Origin of the sequence: Prolixibacter sp. NT017 (assembly GCF_009617875.1) — a bacterium.
Classification (GTDB): domain Bacteria; phylum Bacteroidota; class Bacteroidia; order Bacteroidales; family Prolixibacteraceae; genus Prolixibacter.
The window spans coordinates 3,833,054-3,848,947 of sequence record NZ_BLAV01000001.1 but is presented as its reverse complement, the minus strand read 5'-3'; the positions used below and the strand labels follow the sequence as shown (position 1 = coordinate 3,848,947).

Annotated in this window: 12 protein-coding genes and 2 tRNA genes; 10 read left to right on the top strand and 4 right to left on the bottom strand. The window is 45.0% G+C overall.

The features are described 5' to 3' along the window. Nucleotides 1-74 precede the first annotated feature (74 nt). The 3 genes from GJU87_RS16075 (at nucleotide 75) to GJU87_RS16065 (ending at nucleotide 3,002) form a co-directional block, all read left to right on the top strand. Nucleotides 75-2,486: a TonB-dependent receptor gene (locus tag GJU87_RS16075; RefSeq protein WP_153640421.1), complete on the top strand. Its 2,412-nt coding sequence runs from the start codon at nucleotides 75-77 to the stop codon at nucleotides 2,484-2,486. A gap of 104 nt (nucleotides 2,487-2,590) precedes the next feature. Then, nucleotides 2,591-2,663: transfer RNA gene (locus tag GJU87_RS16070), tRNA-Phe, on the top strand. A 266-nt stretch (nucleotides 2,664-2,929) separates the two neighbouring features. Next, nucleotides 2,930-3,002 (top strand) — tRNA-Phe (locus GJU87_RS16065). A gap of 295 nt (nucleotides 3,003-3,297) precedes the next feature. Here the strand turns inward: GJU87_RS16065 and GJU87_RS21355 are convergent. Continuing rightward, entirely contained in the window at nucleotides 3,298-3,591 is a 294-nt protein-coding gene (locus tag GJU87_RS21355; RefSeq protein ID WP_194831624.1) for a hypothetical protein, read from the bottom strand. On the opposite strand from GJU87_RS21355, the gene GJU87_RS21865 reads away from it, so the two are divergent. The 4 genes from GJU87_RS21865 (at nucleotide 3,496) to GJU87_RS16045 (ending at nucleotide 6,904) form a co-directional block, all read left to right on the top strand. After that, a complete protein-coding gene (locus tag GJU87_RS21865; protein ID WP_153640420.1) occupies nucleotides 3,496-3,789 on the top strand; it encodes a GIY-YIG nuclease family protein in 294 nt (97 codons plus the stop codon). The genes GJU87_RS21355 and GJU87_RS21865 overlap by 96 nt on opposite strands. 98 nt (nucleotides 3,790-3,887) lie before the next feature. Continuing rightward, nucleotides 3,888-4,037 carry a GIY-YIG nuclease family protein gene (locus tag GJU87_RS21860; RefSeq protein WP_153640419.1) on the top strand — a complete coding sequence of 50 codons (150 nt, stop codon included), beginning with the start codon at nucleotides 3,888-3,890 and terminating at the stop codon, nucleotides 4,035-4,037. A gap of 627 nt (nucleotides 4,038-4,664) precedes the next feature. Further along, nucleotides 4,665-6,200, top strand: coding sequence for a 2,3-bisphosphoglycerate-independent phosphoglycerate mutase (gene gpmI, locus GJU87_RS16050; protein WP_153640418.1), 1,536 nt, complete (start codon nucleotides 4,665-4,667; stop codon nucleotides 6,198-6,200). A gap of 131 nt (nucleotides 6,201-6,331) precedes the next feature. Further along, nucleotides 6,332-6,904, top strand: a complete 573-nt coding sequence (locus GJU87_RS16045) for a DUF3109 family protein (protein WP_153640417.1) — start codon at nucleotides 6,332-6,334, stop codon at nucleotides 6,902-6,904. A gap of 74 nt (nucleotides 6,905-6,978) precedes the next feature. Here GJU87_RS16045 and GJU87_RS16040 read toward each other — a convergent pair whose 3' ends face one another. Beyond that, complete coding sequence (locus tag GJU87_RS16040; RefSeq protein ID WP_153640416.1) at nucleotides 6,979-7,974, bottom strand: sugar ABC transporter substrate-binding protein; 996 nt, start codon at nucleotides 7,972-7,974, stop codon at nucleotides 6,979-6,981. Nucleotides 7,975-8,263: 289 nt separating this feature from the next. Beyond that, entirely contained in the window at nucleotides 8,264-8,911 is a 648-nt protein-coding gene (locus GJU87_RS16035; RefSeq protein ID WP_153640415.1) for an HD domain-containing protein, read from the bottom strand. A gap of 288 nt (nucleotides 8,912-9,199) precedes the next feature. Here GJU87_RS16035 and GJU87_RS16030 point away from each other — a divergent pair, with 288 nt between their 5' ends. Beyond that, entirely contained in the window at nucleotides 9,200-10,864 is a 1,665-nt protein-coding gene (locus tag GJU87_RS16030; RefSeq protein WP_153640414.1) for an AMP-binding protein, read from the top strand. A gap of 115 nt (nucleotides 10,865-10,979) precedes the next feature. Next, nucleotides 10,980-11,729 (top strand): SDR family oxidoreductase, encoded by a 750-nt coding sequence (locus tag GJU87_RS16025; RefSeq protein ID WP_153640413.1) that lies wholly within the window; start codon nucleotides 10,980-10,982, stop codon nucleotides 11,727-11,729. A gap of 36 nt (nucleotides 11,730-11,765) precedes the next feature. Here the strand turns inward: GJU87_RS16025 and GJU87_RS16020 are convergent, their stop codons facing one another. Further along, nucleotides 11,766-13,997, bottom strand: coding sequence for a bifunctional alpha,alpha-trehalose-phosphate synthase (UDP-forming)/trehalose-phosphatase (locus GJU87_RS16020; RefSeq protein WP_153640412.1), 2,232 nt, complete (start codon nucleotides 13,995-13,997; stop codon nucleotides 11,766-11,768). An 86-nt stretch (nucleotides 13,998-14,083) separates the two neighbouring features. Here GJU87_RS16020 and GJU87_RS16015 point away from each other — a divergent pair, with 86 nt between their 5' ends. Beyond that, nucleotides 14,084-15,889 carry a glycoside hydrolase family 15 protein gene (locus GJU87_RS16015; RefSeq protein ID WP_153640411.1) on the top strand — a complete coding sequence of 602 codons (1,806 nt, stop codon included), beginning with the start codon at nucleotides 14,084-14,086 and terminating at the stop codon, nucleotides 15,887-15,889. Nucleotides 15,890-15,894 lie beyond the last annotated feature (5 nt).

Here is a 15,894-nt window from a genome sequence, read left to right as displayed (position 1 = left end):
GAGTCAAATAACAGTTTAAGTTTTTATTCGTTTTTAATGAAAGTGTTTAATCATTCCCCCGACAGATAGAGACTATGGATGGTATAAAAATTTGGTGCCGGTTGGCGTTGCTTTTCCTAGCAGCTTTATTGCTGAATGGTCCGGTTGCAGCACAACATGTTGAAACGCTCAGAGGAGTGGTACTTGACCACCAGACCAAAGCCCCATTGCCCGGAGCTACTGTTACAATCCGGGGAACAAGCCGATTTTATACGACTTCGTCCGATTTCAACGGTTGGTTTGAAATAGAAAATGTTCCTGTAGGACTCCACGATATAGTGGTTGAGCTAAAGGACTACAAAAATCTGCTGCTCCGGAATGTGGAGGTAGTTACCGGAAAAGAAGCATTTCGGGTAATTGAGTTGGATCAAAAGGTGCAGGATAACAAGAAGGACATCGATATCCGGCCGTATAAACCCGGAATTGCCCGTAATGCAACGGCCACAGTTAGTGCATTCTCATTTAACCGGGAAAATGTTCAGGCTTCCGACAATGTAAAAGAAGATCCGGCTGAAATGGCTGCCAGGCTTCCGGCTTTCCAGCAGATACTGGCTGGACGAAACGACCTGAGCATTCGGGGAAATTCGCCAACCGGACTGGTCTGGCAACTTGATGATATTCCAGTAGTAGCACCTAACTTTGGTCACGAAATTGGATTACCCGGAGGTACGTATCCTTTGCAGCCAAATGCCCTGCTTGGAAAATCTGAGATTGATTATGGTCCATCCCCGGCCGGGCCGATTGATGCGCTGGCCGGCAAGTTCAATCTTCGGTTCCGCGATGGTAACCGGGTTGATCGTCGTTATTCCTTAGAAATGGGCTCATATGGTGCAGCTGTGTCCGCCGAAGGTCCTATCAGCCGAAAACCTTCATCTTCCTATTTGGTTTATTACCGGAATTCCCTTCCTTCTGTATTAGAGGGAAGTGGAGTAGAAGCAGTACCGGGAATATTTCCCGACAGACAGCAGGCCGCTTTCAAAGTAAATATTCCAACGCGTTTTGCCGGAACCTTTTCCGTATTTGCTACCGGTGGTAAAAACAAGGTGGAGATGCTCCCGGGGAGTAGCGCCCATCCCGAAAACTTTTATGTGTACGGAGGGTTGCCGAATACCGACAATTACCTGGATGAAACGCTTTATACCGGTGGATTTTCTCACAAGATTTATTTGAAGCGGGGAATCAGTTCTATCAAAACAACCGTCGGTATTTCGGGGTACGAGAAAACTTCCCGAATGGAAATGCATCGAAGTGCCAATCTTCGCCAAATCGATACCGGGAACGATAACAAAGAGCAGGAGCTGTTTTTTTCTTCCCGCTTTCAGCATAAACCTTCCGTATCCAATTACATTGTTGCAGGAATCTCCGCACGTATCCATCAGGTGAATTTTGCCGACAGCACCCTAACGGGGAATGTCACACAGGTCTACCCGAAAACTTATTACACGTTACTTGATGCTAATGAAAAAGGGATGGTTCAGGTTCAGGCAGACGCCGGCTGGCAGCACAAATTCGGAAACACAACAGCTGTTTATGTAGGTCTGAATGCCAGCTATTTCACTTTTAACCAGACCGCCTCCATCGAACCACGGTTGAGCATCAGACATGAGTACAATAGCAAAACCATTGTTTCCATCGGTTATGGACTTAAAAGTCAGCTGCAACCGATGTTTTTGTACTTCATGAAAACCAAGGCAGATCCTACTGGTACAGTTGTTACCGAGGGAAACCGAAATTTAAGCCCGACGCGAATGCATGAGCTGGTGGGAGCTGTTGACCGGAATTTTCGGGGAAATCTCCGGCTTCATGCCGAAATTTATTTTCAGCAGTTGATGAAAGTCCCGGTAGAACAACATGTGAGCAGCTATTCAATGATGAATTACGGCGCCGGTTTCAGGGATTATTCCATTTATCCGTTAGTGAATCAGGGAACCGGACAGAATAAAGGACTGGAACTACAACTCGATAAATATCTTTCACACGGTTATTACTTCCGTCTTTCCGGGGCAGTGTATGATTCAAAATACAAAGCAAGTGACGGTGCTTCGAGAAATACGGCTTTTAACGGCGCTTACAAGTCTGATTTGACATTGGGAACCCGTTTCCCGTTTTCCCAGAGCGGACTATTGGATTTGAATCTCCATGCCACCTATTCGGGAGGTACACCTTTGCCGGGAATTGACGACAGCACTTCGGTTCAGGCGGGATATACGGTTTACGACGAAGCGTCACGTTACGTTAACCGGGCACCGGCATGGTTTCGCGTCGATGCTCAGGTCAGTCTAAAGTGGTCGATGCGTTGGTTGAGTCACGAATTGTCTTTTAACCTGCATAACCTGACGGGAGAAAAGATTCTGCTGAGGAGATTTTACAACCCGGAATTGGGGGCTATTGATGAACAATATCAGTTGGGATTTGTGCCAACTATCTTGTATCGAGTTTATTTCTGATAAACAGCTGAAAGGTGCGGTCGCAGGGGCTTTAAAAATTTTCAGGCTGAAATTTGGCACATACAAATTAATCGTTACTTTTGCACCGCGCTTAACAAAATTAAGGTGCCATAGCTCAGTTGGTAGAGCAACGGACTGAAAATCCGTGTGTCCCTGGTTCGATTCCAGGTGGCACCACAAGAGGGGAAGATGAAGATCTTTTCCCCCTTTTTTGGTAGTGTGTCCCCAGTTCCTCCGATGCTTCGGAGCCAGGTGGCACCACCAGATGAAATACCGAAGCAGAAATGCTCCGGTATTTTTCTGAAAGTGTCATAGTTTATAGGGTTGGATAGTTATTTAGAAAGGTTTTATTTTAACGAGTTTATTGAAGAAATCGGATAAGGCAAAAGTTTGGGATTTCTAAAAAATCTGTACTTTTGACGAACCGATAAACCAAATGAGTAGGTGCCATAGCTCAGTTGGTAGAGCAACGGACTGAAAATCCGTGTGTCCCTGGTTCGATTCCAGGTGGCACCACGAAGAGGGGAAGATGAGAATCTTTCCCTTTTTTTATTCTTCCCGTGTGTCCCAGGTTCCTCCGATGCTTCGGAGCCAGGTGGCACCACAAGAGGGGAAGATGAGAATCTTTCCCTTTTTTTATTCTTCCCGTGTGTCCCAGGTTCCTCCGATGCTTCGGAGCCAGGTGGCACCACGAAGAGGGGAAGATGAGAATCTTTCCCTTTTTTTATTCTTCCCGTGTGTCTCTGGTTCCTCCGATGCTTCGGAGCCAGGTGGCACCACAAGAGGGGAAGATGAGAATCTTTCCCTTTTTTTATTCTTCCCGTGTGTCCCAGGTTCCTCCGATGCTTCGGAGCCAGGTGGCACCACGAAGAGGGGAAGATGAGAATCTTTCCCTTTTTTTATTCTTCCCGTGTGTCCCAGGTTCCTCCGATGCTTCGGAGCCAGGTGGCACCACGAAGAGGGGAAGATGAGAATCTTTCCCTTTTTTGTTTTTATTTAAGTTGCTGGTATGAGCCTTCACTTTGTATATATCATTTACTCCGAATTTTTTGACCGTTTTTATGTTGGTGAAACAGAAGATGTTACTGGGCGAATTATGCAGCATAATACAGGATTTTATGAAGGTTCAAGCACGAAATATGCCAACGACTGGTCATTGTACTTATCGATACGGTGTGAGAACAGAATACAGGCCTTGAAGTTGGAGCGTTTTATCAAGCAAATGAAAAGCAGAAAGTTTATTAATAAGCTGAAAGAAGATGCTGAATTGGTAAATAGTTTGCTGAAAAGATTTTCGGAATAGTGTGTCCCTGGTTCCTCCGATGCTTCGGAGCCAGGTGGCACCACGAAGAGGGGAAGATGAGAATCTTTCCCTCTTTTGTTTTTATTTAAGTTGCTGGTATGAGCCTTCATTATGTGTATGTCATTTACTCCGAATCTTTTGACCGTTTTTATGTTGGTGAAACAGGAGATGTTGCTGGGCGAATTGTGCAGCACAATACCGGATTTTATCGCGGTTCAAGCACGAAATATGCCAACGACTGCACCTGACGGGGATATCGGTAATTAAGACCGGATTAATAAACAGAAAATCAAGCTTTGTGATTGAGATGAGCTTCTCACCATTGGAAGATGAAGAACTTTATAACGCGAGATGAGGAGCTTTCCGAACAAAGATGAAGAACTTTGTGCCGTGAGATGAAGAAGAAGTTGAGCAAAGATGAGGAAGAAAATCCGACGAGTTGAGCTTCGCGCGGCGATGAGATAAAGACCCCTCGAATGCGGGAAACGTTTCTCCCGGCGAAAAGAAAAAGAGGAGTTCTCAAGACCACGCCTGCTTTTGCTGAAAACCAAGTGTGGTTTTACTCCAAACCTAACGTGATCTTGACGCAAACCACGTGTGATCTTGATCGAAACCACGTGTGGTTTTGGGCAAAACCTGCTGTGGTTTTCTGGTGCTCCCGAAAATCGTTCCTGGCTTTTGTTACTTCTGTCTAGGTTTGGTATGCGACCGGAGACTCTTGACGACAAGCAATTTTTGCCCCAACCGGGTGGGGTCCTACTCCATAAAGAAATCTTTAATTCGCTCCGAAACCGTTCCTTCCCGATTTTATTCCTCACTTGAAAACCATACTTTTGCGACGATTAAAGTCGTTAATTAAACAAGTAGAATTCAAGATGGCAAATGTTAAAAAGACCATGCTCATGATCCTCGATGGTTGGGGGATTGGTGACAAATCGAAAGGTGATGTAATTTACAGTACACCCACACCATTTATCGATGAGCTTTGGAATAATTATCCTCACAGTGAATTATTAACCTCTGGCGAAAATGTTGGTTTACCCGACGGCCAAATGGGCAACTCCGAAGTAGGCCACCTTAATATTGGTGCCGGCCGCGTTGTGTACCAGGATTTGGTGAAAATCAACAAGGCAATCAAGGATAAATCTCTGTGGAGTAATCCTGAATTGTTGAAGGCGTATGATTATGCCAAAACCAACAACAAACAGGTTCACCTCATCGGTTTGATTGGCCCCGGCGGCGTGCATGCGCTGAGTGATCACATGATTGCCCTGGCTCAAATTGCTACTGAGAAGGGACTGGAAAAAGTATTTGTTCATGGTTTGACAGATGGACGTGATACCGACCCGCGTTCCGGCTACGGATTTGTGGAAAGTGATTTGAAAGGTCTCGAAAAAACCAATGCCCGTTTTGCATCGTTGGTTGGACGTTATTACGGAATGGACCGCGACAAAAACTGGGAACGCATCAAGTTGGCCTACGACCTGTTGGTAAAAGGCGAAGGCAAAAAAAGCAACGATATTCTCAAGTCCATCCAGGAATCATACGAGGAAGGTGTAACCGATGAGTTCATCAAGCCGGTGGTGATGGTTGACGAAAATGGCGCACCGTTGGCTACCGTTCAGGAAGGCGATGTCGTTATCTGTTTCAACTACCGTACTGATCGTTTGCGTCAGCTGACCATGGCATTTACCCAGGAAGAACATCCGGAAGCAGGTTTGCATACCATGCCGGTAGAATGGTACACCATGACTAACTACAATGCCAGCTTCAAAGGTGTGAACGTATTGTTCGACAAAGATAATGTGGCTAATACCATGGGAGAGGTAGTTGCGAATGCCGGATTAAAGCAAATTCGGATTGCTGAAACCGAAAAATATGCTCATGTAACCTTCTTCTTTTCCGGCGGACGCGAACAGGAGTTCGACGGCGAGAAGCGCATTCTGATACCTTCACCCAAGGTACCGACTTACGATATGCAACCCGAAATGTCGGCACCGAAAGTGAAGGATGCTATCGTGAAGGAGTTGAATGACAAGTCTGCCGACTTTGTTTGTCTCAATTTTGCCAATGGCGATATGGTAGGGCATACGGGAGTTTATTCGGCCATTCAGACTGCCGTGAAAGCTGTTGATTCGTGTGTGAAGGAAGTGGTTGAAGCGGCCCGTGCCAACGATTATGATGTTGTCATCATTGCTGACCACGGTAATGCCGACAATGCGATAAATGAAGATGGCAGTGAGAATACGGCTCACTCCCTTAATCCTGTTCCCTGCATTTGGGTAACCGACAATAAGGAGAAGAAGCTGAACAGTGGTATCCTGGCAGATGTTGCGCCAACGCTGTTGACTATTATGGGAGTTGATGTTCCGGCGGAAATGACTGGAAAAGTATTGATTGAGAACGCATAGATTGTTCATCACCCAATAAATATTTCGGACCGGGAGGGCATTTCTTTCCCGGTTCTTTTTTTACTTTTGTCGACATTCACCGTTGGGCAAAATTGAACCCTGCTGGTGACTAACAACTAAATAGTAAACAAGTGATTGAAATAGGAAAAGCACTGATCAGCTTTGATGTATTGGATCAGCAGTTTCTTTGCGATTTGTCGAAATGCAAAGGAGCTTGTTGTGTGGAAGGGGATAGTGGTGCGCCATTAACTGAAGAAGAGGCAAAGACCATCGAGCGGATTTATCCCGAAGTGGCGCCTTATTTGTCTGAGCATAACCGGGCGGAAGTGAAGAAGCAAGGCTTTTCCATTATCGATTCCGACGGCGACTTGGTAACTCCAATTATCGGCAACAGAGAGTGTGTTTACACCTACCGGGATGAGGCCGGTGTTGTCAAATGTGGAATTGAGCGTGCCTATCTCGATGGTAAAATCGATTTCCGAAAGCCGGTATCGTGTCATCTTTTTCCTATCCGGATAACCGAATACAAACGTTTTGACGCGGTAAATTACCAGGAACTGGACATTTGTAAGCCAGGGAAAGCCTGCGGAAAGAAAGAGCAGTTACCGTTATGGAAATTCCTGAAAGAACCGCTTATTCGCAAGTATGGAAAAGAGTGGTACGAGGAATTGCAGTACGCAGCTGAAAATATGCCTCGCGATTAATCGAGCCAGCAGATAAAGACATAAAAAAAGGCATTCTCAGGAAAATGGGAATGCCTTTTTTTGTGACAGGTCATTTATTGGTAAATGTCTTTTTCTTTTAGATAGCCATCAGCAACAACTGTCTGTTCTATGTTGTCTTTTGTGACAGGGAGTGCCTCGAGTAAAACGGCCGGTACGAGTCGTTTTCCATTACTAACCCGGTTGTTGCAACCTTCGTATTTTTCTCCGCGGGCGAGTTTGACAGCTATTTCGGCTGCTGTTGAAGCCATGGTTTGAATCGGTTTGTAAACCGTCATCACCTGGTCACCTTTTACAATTTCCCGAACGTTTCGGAGGTCGGCATCCATCCCGGCTACCGCGATTTTCTTTTCAAGCCCATACTCTTTTAAAGCGCGTAAGACTCCATACGCAATGGCGTCATTGCCGGCAATAATGGCATCAATCTGGTTGTTGTTTTCATCCAGGCACTCTTTGGCCATCTGGTAACCTTCGTCTTCCGACCAGAACTTGGTGAACTTTCGGTATACCAAATAGATTTCGTTACGTTCGATGTATGGCTGCAAAATATTCATTTGGCCGAGGTAGAGCATCCGGCTGTTGTTGTCGTTCTCCGAACCTCCAATCAACGCGTAATTGCCTTCCGGGACCAGGTTAACAATATACCTGGCCTGCATTTCACCAATTTTGATGTTGTCGGTAGAGACATAATAATCAACACGACTGTTGTTAATAAGACGGTCATATGAGATGACCGGGACTGAGCGGTTGTGAGCCAAATCGACAATTTCGGCAGCACTATACTGGTTGACGGGAATGACGACAAGAGTTTGAATCTTTCTTTTAAGCAAGTCCTGAGCCTGTTGTATTTGTTTCTGATCGTCGTTGTCGGCAACAGCAACCAATACTTTTCCTCCCAGTTCGTTTACAGATTCAATAAAATATTTTTGATCATTCTCCCAACGTTCTTTGTCCAGACTGTGTATCAGCAAACCAACCTTAACTTTATCGCTCGAGCAACCAGCCAATATCAATCCAATGAAAAGAATGAAAAACCGCAGTGTACTTTTCATGACATGGATATTTAAAAGATTTATCAAACAGAATCAGGTACAGAACGTGAAGTGTTCTTCAGAAGTAAGCGGAGGACCCGTTAGTCCTTAGGTAGTTTTGGTTTTCTCTTAATATAAATTTACGGATTAGGAAATAAAAAAACATTGAAAAGCGGGAGAAATCCGGTAGGTATTCAAAAACATAATCATAGTTTATGTCAGGAGTGACTACTAATTGACTCCGTTTTTCGAAAGAATGAAAATGAAAAGAGGAGAAGCTTTTGTTTGTATTGAGCAGTGAGGTAGATGGTTAATTCTTTCCATCCCATTCGTTGAAGAACTCGTCGAGGAAGTTTTCCATTACTGTGTGACGATGCAAAGCCATTTCATAACCGGCCCGGGTTTGCATTCTGTCTTTCAAAAGAAGCAACTTCTCGTAAAAATGGTTGATGGTATGCGATTGGTTTTGCTGGTAGCTCTCAAAACTTTGGTGCATTTCGGGTGTCGCATCGGGGTGGTAAATAAGTCGGTCACGGCTTCCGCCAAAGGCAAATGTACGGGCAATGCCAATCGCACCGATGGCGTCGAGCCTGTCTGCATCCTGAACCACTTTCCCCTCGATCGTGCTCATTGGTGTTGGCACCCCGGCTCCCTTAAAGGAGACATTCCGCGTAATATCCAGAATATGGTTGGCTTCATTCTCGGCAACCGAAAGTTTTCTTAGCCATTTTTCTACCTGGTTACTGTCAGGATTGAGTTTCCAGTCATCTAAATCATGAAGCAAAGCGGCCATTTCCACGATAAAGGCATCAGCTTGTTCCCGTTTGGCTAATTCCAGAGCCAGATTCCGCACGCGATGGATATGCCACCAATCGTGACCGGAACCGTCTCCCGCAAAGCGCTGTTGAATGAAATCTTCGGTTTGTTTGATAATCTGTGCTTTACCGTGGCTATTCATTATATCAACTATTCGATAAAAATCGGATTGTATGTACTGGGAAAATACATATTATTGCCGATCATTTGACCTAAATGTTTGAAAAATCCTGAAGTTGTTGATATTTAGACAAATATAGTATATTTGTGCCGATGCAATTTAGAATTCGTTCAAATAGATTTAAACTGCTTTTCAATGAATATATTACACCTGAAATAGAACGGAATCAGGAATGTGTGTTATGAAATATCGTGGAACGGAAATTGCAGAGCATATAGAAATATTATTTTTGGGGGTGGAGAAGAAAACATGAGAAAACTTAACAAACTAACTATTCCGGAGATGCTTCGGAGTAGTTTTTCCGAATTTAAAAATAAGGAATCGCTGGTGTATGCTGGTGAAGAACACCGTACCTACGCTGAGCTTGAGACCGAAGTCAGGAAAGCTGCCGGATTGCTAAGGCAGTTAGGCCTGAAGGAAGGGGATAAGATTGGGATATTGAGTAGTAATATGCCCAATTGGGGAATTGCATTCTTTGCTGTTTCGATGATCGGTGCCGTTGCTGTACCCGTATTACCAGACTTTTCGCCGGCTGAAATTGAAAATATTTTCAAGCATTCGGAAACGCGCGCTTTGTTCGTATCCGAAAATCTATACAATAAGGTCGAGGAGTTTGAAGCCATCGAGCTCTCCTCTGTTATCCTGATGGAAACATTTGGTGTTATTCCCAAAGGAACAGCCAGGGAGCAAGTACTTAGTGTACCATCGGCTTTGTCAGCTGAAAATTATCTGACCGACGATGTCGATGTTGAGGAAGACGATTTGGCATCAATTATTTATACATCGGGAACAACCGGAAAGTCGAAGGGTGTCATGCTAACACATCGCAATTTGGTTTGGAATGCTCGTCAGAGTTATACTATTCAGCCAATATTGACGACCGACCGGTTCCTGTCCATATTGCCTTTATCGCATACATTTGAGAATACACTTGGGCTGTTGTTACCCATCATGTACGGAGCCTCGGTGCACTATCTGAAAAAGCCGCCGACAGCAAGAATTTTACTCCCTGCTCTTCAGGAGGTAAAGCCAACATTAATGCTTTCGGTGCCGCTCATCATTGAGAAAATATACAAGCAACAGATATTGCCGAAATTTCAAAAGAATGGCTTCATTCGAACGTTGTATCGCATTCCGGTTATCCGGAAAAAATTGAATGCGATTGCCGGGAAGAAGCTGATGGAAACATTCGGTGGCGAACTGGTATTTTTCGGTATTGGAGGTGCAAAGCTCGACCGGCAGGTCGAAATCTTCCTGCGTGAAGCAAAGTTCCCGTACGCTATTGGCTATGGCTTAACCGAAACCTCTCCGTTGCTGGCCGGTACAGGCGCAAGCAGCACGAAATTGCAGGGAATTGGGCCAGTACTCGAAGGAGTCGAGTTAAAGCTGGAAAATCCGGATCCCAAAACCGGCGAAGGCGAAATTCTGGCGAAAGGCCCGAATGTGATGAAAGGTTATTTCAAAGAGCCGGAGCTGACCAGGGAAGTATTGAGTGAAGATGGTTGGTTTCGGACCGGAGATTTGGGTGTATTCGACAGGAATGGATACTTGTATATGAAAGGAAGAATTAAGAATATGATTCTGGGTGCTTCCGGGGAGAATATCTATCCGGAGGAGATTGAGTCAGTCATTAATAACTTCCGGAATGTGGTTGAGTCACTGGTTGTGCAACGGAAGGGAAAATTAGTAGCCTTGGTTCATCTGAACATTGAGGAGATGGAAGAAAAGTACCACCTGATGCGCGATCAGGCCGAGCAGTATGTCAACGAGAAAGTGGACGAAACATTGAAAGAACTGCAGGCATATGTGAATTCCCGCGTAAGCAAATTTGCGCAGGTTCAAATGGTATTGGTTCAGCCAACTCCTTTCGAACGTACGCCAACGCAAAAAATTAAGCGCTTTCTTTATTCCTGATAAGGAAAACAGACAAAATAAAAAGGGATGTCTTGCTGAAAGATGTCCCTTTCTTTTTGATCAAAATTTACATCAGTTTTTCCTATTTTAATAAAAATGAATCAAGGAAGATAATATGAAACAAAAGGTCGTTGTAGTTACCGGAGGTGCCCAGGGAATTGGTCGCGGAATTGCGGAGAAATTTCTGAAGGAAGGTTGGAAAGTTGTCATTTGGGAAGTGGATGGTGAAGCCGGGCGCGAAATGAAAGAGCAGCTGAATTCAACTGATTTCAAGTACCTGCTGTGTAATGTCTCTCATGAAGCGGCAGTTCGGGCAGCTGTTCAAAAAACCATTTCTTTATTCGGAAGAATCGATGTTTTGGTGAATAATGCTGCTGTTGCGATAAACAAACCCATTAGCCAGCTTTCGCTGGAAGAGTGGCAACATGTGCTCGATGTCAATTTGAACGGTCCTTTTCTCTGCTCGAAATATTGTGCTGCGGAGCTAGGAAAGAACAAAGGGGCCATCATCAATCTTTGCTCTACACGGGCATTTCAATCAGAACCTAATACAGAAGCTTATTCAGCATCGAAGGGCGGCGTTTATGCGTTAACACATTCACTGGCTATGAGTTTGGGACCGGATGTAAAAGTGAATAGTATTTCACCGGGCTGGATTGATGTTTCTGAAGTAAAAAAGAAGTCTGTTGCAAATCAGGAAAAATTGACAAAGGAAGACCACTTGCAACATCCGGCTGGAAGAGTAGGAAAGGTGGAAGACATTGCCAATATGGCTTATTTTCTGGCACAGCCTGAAAACAGTTTCATTACCGGTCAGAATTTTGTGGTAGACGGAGGGATGACCCGGAAAATGATTTACGTATAAAAAAACGGGAAGCGATCATGCTCCCCGTTTCTAAATTTAGTTTTTGTTTTCTTTGTCCGACGCTTTGACGAGATTTCCTAAGAATTCTCTAACGGCACTGACCGATTCGAGGTTGTAAGCGGCATTGGTATGCTTCAGGCCAACCTTGATGGTAATGGCTTCACGCGGAAGTTCTCTGAACATGTATTCATCCGTCCAGTCGTCTCCCATAGCCAATACGTAATCGTAGTCTTTTCCGTGAAGGAAATTAAGTGCGGCAACACCCTTGTTGATACCACCGTTTTTCACTTCTATCACTTTATTTCCTTCCATGATCTCGAGATTGTGATTCGAAACCAGGTTGGTCAACTCATCTTTCAGCTCGTTGGCACGTAACTCGCCTTGTTCAGGTTCCGCTTTGCGGTAATGCCATACCAGGGAATAATTTTTCTCTTCGATGAACGAGCCGGGCGTTCTGTCGACAAAATTTTCCAAAATCGGTCGCACCATGGCCATCCAGGAATTGCTGATGTTGGTGAGTGTTTTCCATGTACCGCCGAAATTTTTCACCCAGACACCATGTTCACAGATGAGATTGACTTTGTGTCCATCCATCCATTTTTCCAGCGTCGCACGGTCACGACCGCTAATAAGTGTAACATCGTTATGTTCGTCCTGTTCCAACTGCTTGAGCAGGTTGTGCAGCTCATCGTCCGGCGAAGCATCCTGGGGATTTTTCTTAAAGCTAGCCAGCGTCCCATCGTAATCCAGAAAGATGGCTCTATTCTGGCCTTTCGCATAATCGGCAACCAGCTGTTTCTGGATTTTGGTATTGATTCGCTTGGCAAGAAAGTCGGATTGAATATCGCGGGCGATGTTCAGCGATTTCACAAATTCCTTAGCCCACTTGAATATATCGTACCGTTTGATGCGATCCTGCAGGTAGCTCATTCGTTCGCGCTGCTCGTCCAGCGGCATGGTCAACGCCTGGTAAATGCTCTCGGCTGTGTCGTTCTCATCGTTCGGATTAATGATGATGGCTTCTCCCATCTCTTTGGCTACACCGGCCATCTCACTAAGAATAATCACACCGCTCTTATTGGTCCGGGAGGCGACATATTCCTTGGCCACCAGGTTCATACCATCACGAACCGGCGTAATCAGCGCCACATCGCAGGAGCTGTACAACTCGATAAGGTTTTCGAATGGCAGTGAGCGATAGAAATACCAAACCGGTGTATAGTTGATACTACCGTAAAGTCCGTTGATACTACCCACCAACTCGTCCACCTCTTTTTTCAGCTGCTGATAATGATCGACCTGCCCGCGGGAAGGTACAGCCAGCATAACCAGCGTTACTTTGTACCGAAACTCGGGATATCGTTCCAGGAAACGCGCAAACGCTTTCAACCGGTTGGGGATTCCCTTGGTGTAGTCGAGGCGGTCGATAGAAAGAATCAATCGACGGTCAGGCGAGGTGAGAAAATACTTTTCCAGTTCCTGATGCAATCTCGATTTTTCCTGCAACGGTTTTTGATGAGTAGCCAGTGCTGCATCGTGGAATTTGTCGTAATCGATTCCCATCGGAAAAGCATCGGCGAGGATAATCCGGTCTTCGACGTGAATTTGGTTGAACGATATTTCGTAACCAAACAGCCGGCGTACCGTACTGAAAAAGTGTCGTTCATAGTCATACACATGAAAACCGACCAAATCGGCTCCCAGCATTCCCTTGACAAGCTCTTTACGCCATGGAAGCGTTCTGAAAACCTCGAATGAAGGGAAAGGAATGTGTAGGAAAAAGCCAATTGTCACGTTGGGCTTCTTCGATTTAATCATTTCGGGTACCAGCAGCAATTGATAGTCGTGTACCCAAACCGAGTCGCCGTCCTCAATAATAGAAATGGTGGCATCAGCCATTTTTTGGTTGACAGCTTTATAAGCTTCCCAGGTTTCGGCATTGAAGTCGGCAAACTGTGTGAAGTAGTGAAAGAGGGGCCAAATGGTTCGGTTACTAAAGCCCTCGTAATAAAGATTGATCTCTTCGTGGCTTAAATGTACCGGAACACAGTTCTCTTTTTCCAGTAAGTTATCAATCTGTTCAAGTTCCTTTGTTGAGTGCTCTTCTTTAGCCACTCCGGGCCAACCAATCCATGAGCCATGGTAGTCTTTGTAAATTGATTTCATCCCGGTGGCCAGTCCTCCAACACTCGGTTTCAGAGAAAAACCGTTTTCCGTATCTTTGATGCTGTAAGGTAGCCGGTTTGAAACAATATGAATTTTGCTCATATAATTAGGGTATTTTTTTTGGATTTTTACTGATAATAGCCCTTTTTTGGCGATTAAACAAATTTGGCAGAAACAAAAACGGCAGAATGGATAATTTGAATTATGGAATAGTAGGGAATTGCAAAAGCGCGGCATTGATATCCAAAGATGGCTCACTCGATTGGTTATGTCTGCCCAAATTTGATTCCTCGTCAGTCTTTGGACGCTTGCTGGATGATGAAAAGGGAGGACACATGGCCATCCTGCCTGAAAAGTTGAACGAATCGAAACAGTTCTACCTCCCGAGGACCAACATCCTTTGTACCCGCTTTGAATGTGAGGACGGTATTTTCGAGGTGCATGACTTTATGCCGCGATACGAGAATCAGAAGGAGAAATACTACTCACCGCCTGATATCATTCGTTATTTCAAGCACATTACCGGTAACCCCTCCTTCCGTATTATCTACGATCCGCGGCTCGAGTATGCTGAATTTGAAACGAAGACGGTTGTCAACGAGCACTACGTTAAATCCAATACCACCAAAGGCCCTTACGATTCACTCTATATGTACACTAGTTTCGACAAACAGAAGCTGGTCGCGGGTGAAGTGCTTCATCTTCCGGAAGATCAGTTCACCTTGGTTAGTTACAACCAGAAGTTGTTGAAACAGGATGTGAAAAGGGCGTACCTGAAGTTGATGCGTACACAGGTATACTGGTTGAACTGGTCGGAGCGGACGACGCGTTTTAAGGAATATAATGATGAGATTAACCGGAGCGCGCTTACGCTGAAGTTGCTGAGTTACGAGAAAACCGGAGCAGTACTGGCCGCTTTGACTACTTCGTTACCGGAGACAATCGGCGAAGAGCGTAACTGGGACTACCGTTTCTGTTGGATTCGTGATGCATCGATGGTGGTTCGCATCATGACAGGTTTGGGACACCTGAGCCTGACGCAGCGCTACCTCGATTTCATTATCAGTTTGCTGCCGGAGAAGGATGAACGCATCCAGATTATGTATGGTATTAGCGGCGAGAAGAAGCTTTCGGAAAAGATATTAAAGCACCTGAAAGGGTACGAAGGTTCCTGCCCTGTCCGGATCGGAAATGCAGCTTACAAGCAGAAGCAGAACGACATTTACGGTATTTTGGTCGATGTCGTCTATCAGCAGTTTAAACTCTTCCCGGCCAGTTTGGAGTACAGCGAAGAGTTGTGGACTCTGGTTCGCAATATTGTGAAGATGGTAGAGCGTAACTGGCAGAAGCCCGACAAGGGAATCTGGGAGTTCCGAAACGAAAGCCGGCATTTCACTTTTAGTAAAGTGCTTTGTTGGGTTGCTATCGATCGGGCCGTGAAGATTGGTAATCTGTTGAAACAGGAGGAAGTGTTCACTGAATGGGAGCGGTTACGTGACCGTATTCGCGATAGTATATTGAAAAATGCCTGGTCGGAAGAGAAGCAATCGTTTACGCAGGCTTATGGAACAGAAGATCTGGATGCCTCCGTTTTACTGATGGAGTCTTATGGTTTCGTAGAGGCATCTGATCCCCGTTTTAAAAGTACTGTGCTGGCTGTGCAGCGCGAATTAGAACACAATGGTTTGATGTATCGCTACAAGAATGAAGATGATTTCGGAGAGCCACAATCGGCATTTACCATTTGTTCGTTCTGGTTGATAAATAGCTTGTATAAAATTGGTTATAAAGAAGAGGCTCGGGAGCGGTTTCAACGGTTATTGTCTTATTCGAATCACCTAGGATTATTCAGCGAAGATTTGGACTTTAAAACCAAGCGTATGTTAGGGAATTTCCCGCAGGCATACTCTCATCTGGCCATGATTGAATCGGCCATTACCATTTCGGAAGGCGAATTAAGTCTGGAAGAAGTTATCAGGGAAGCCATAAAGTAGTTCCA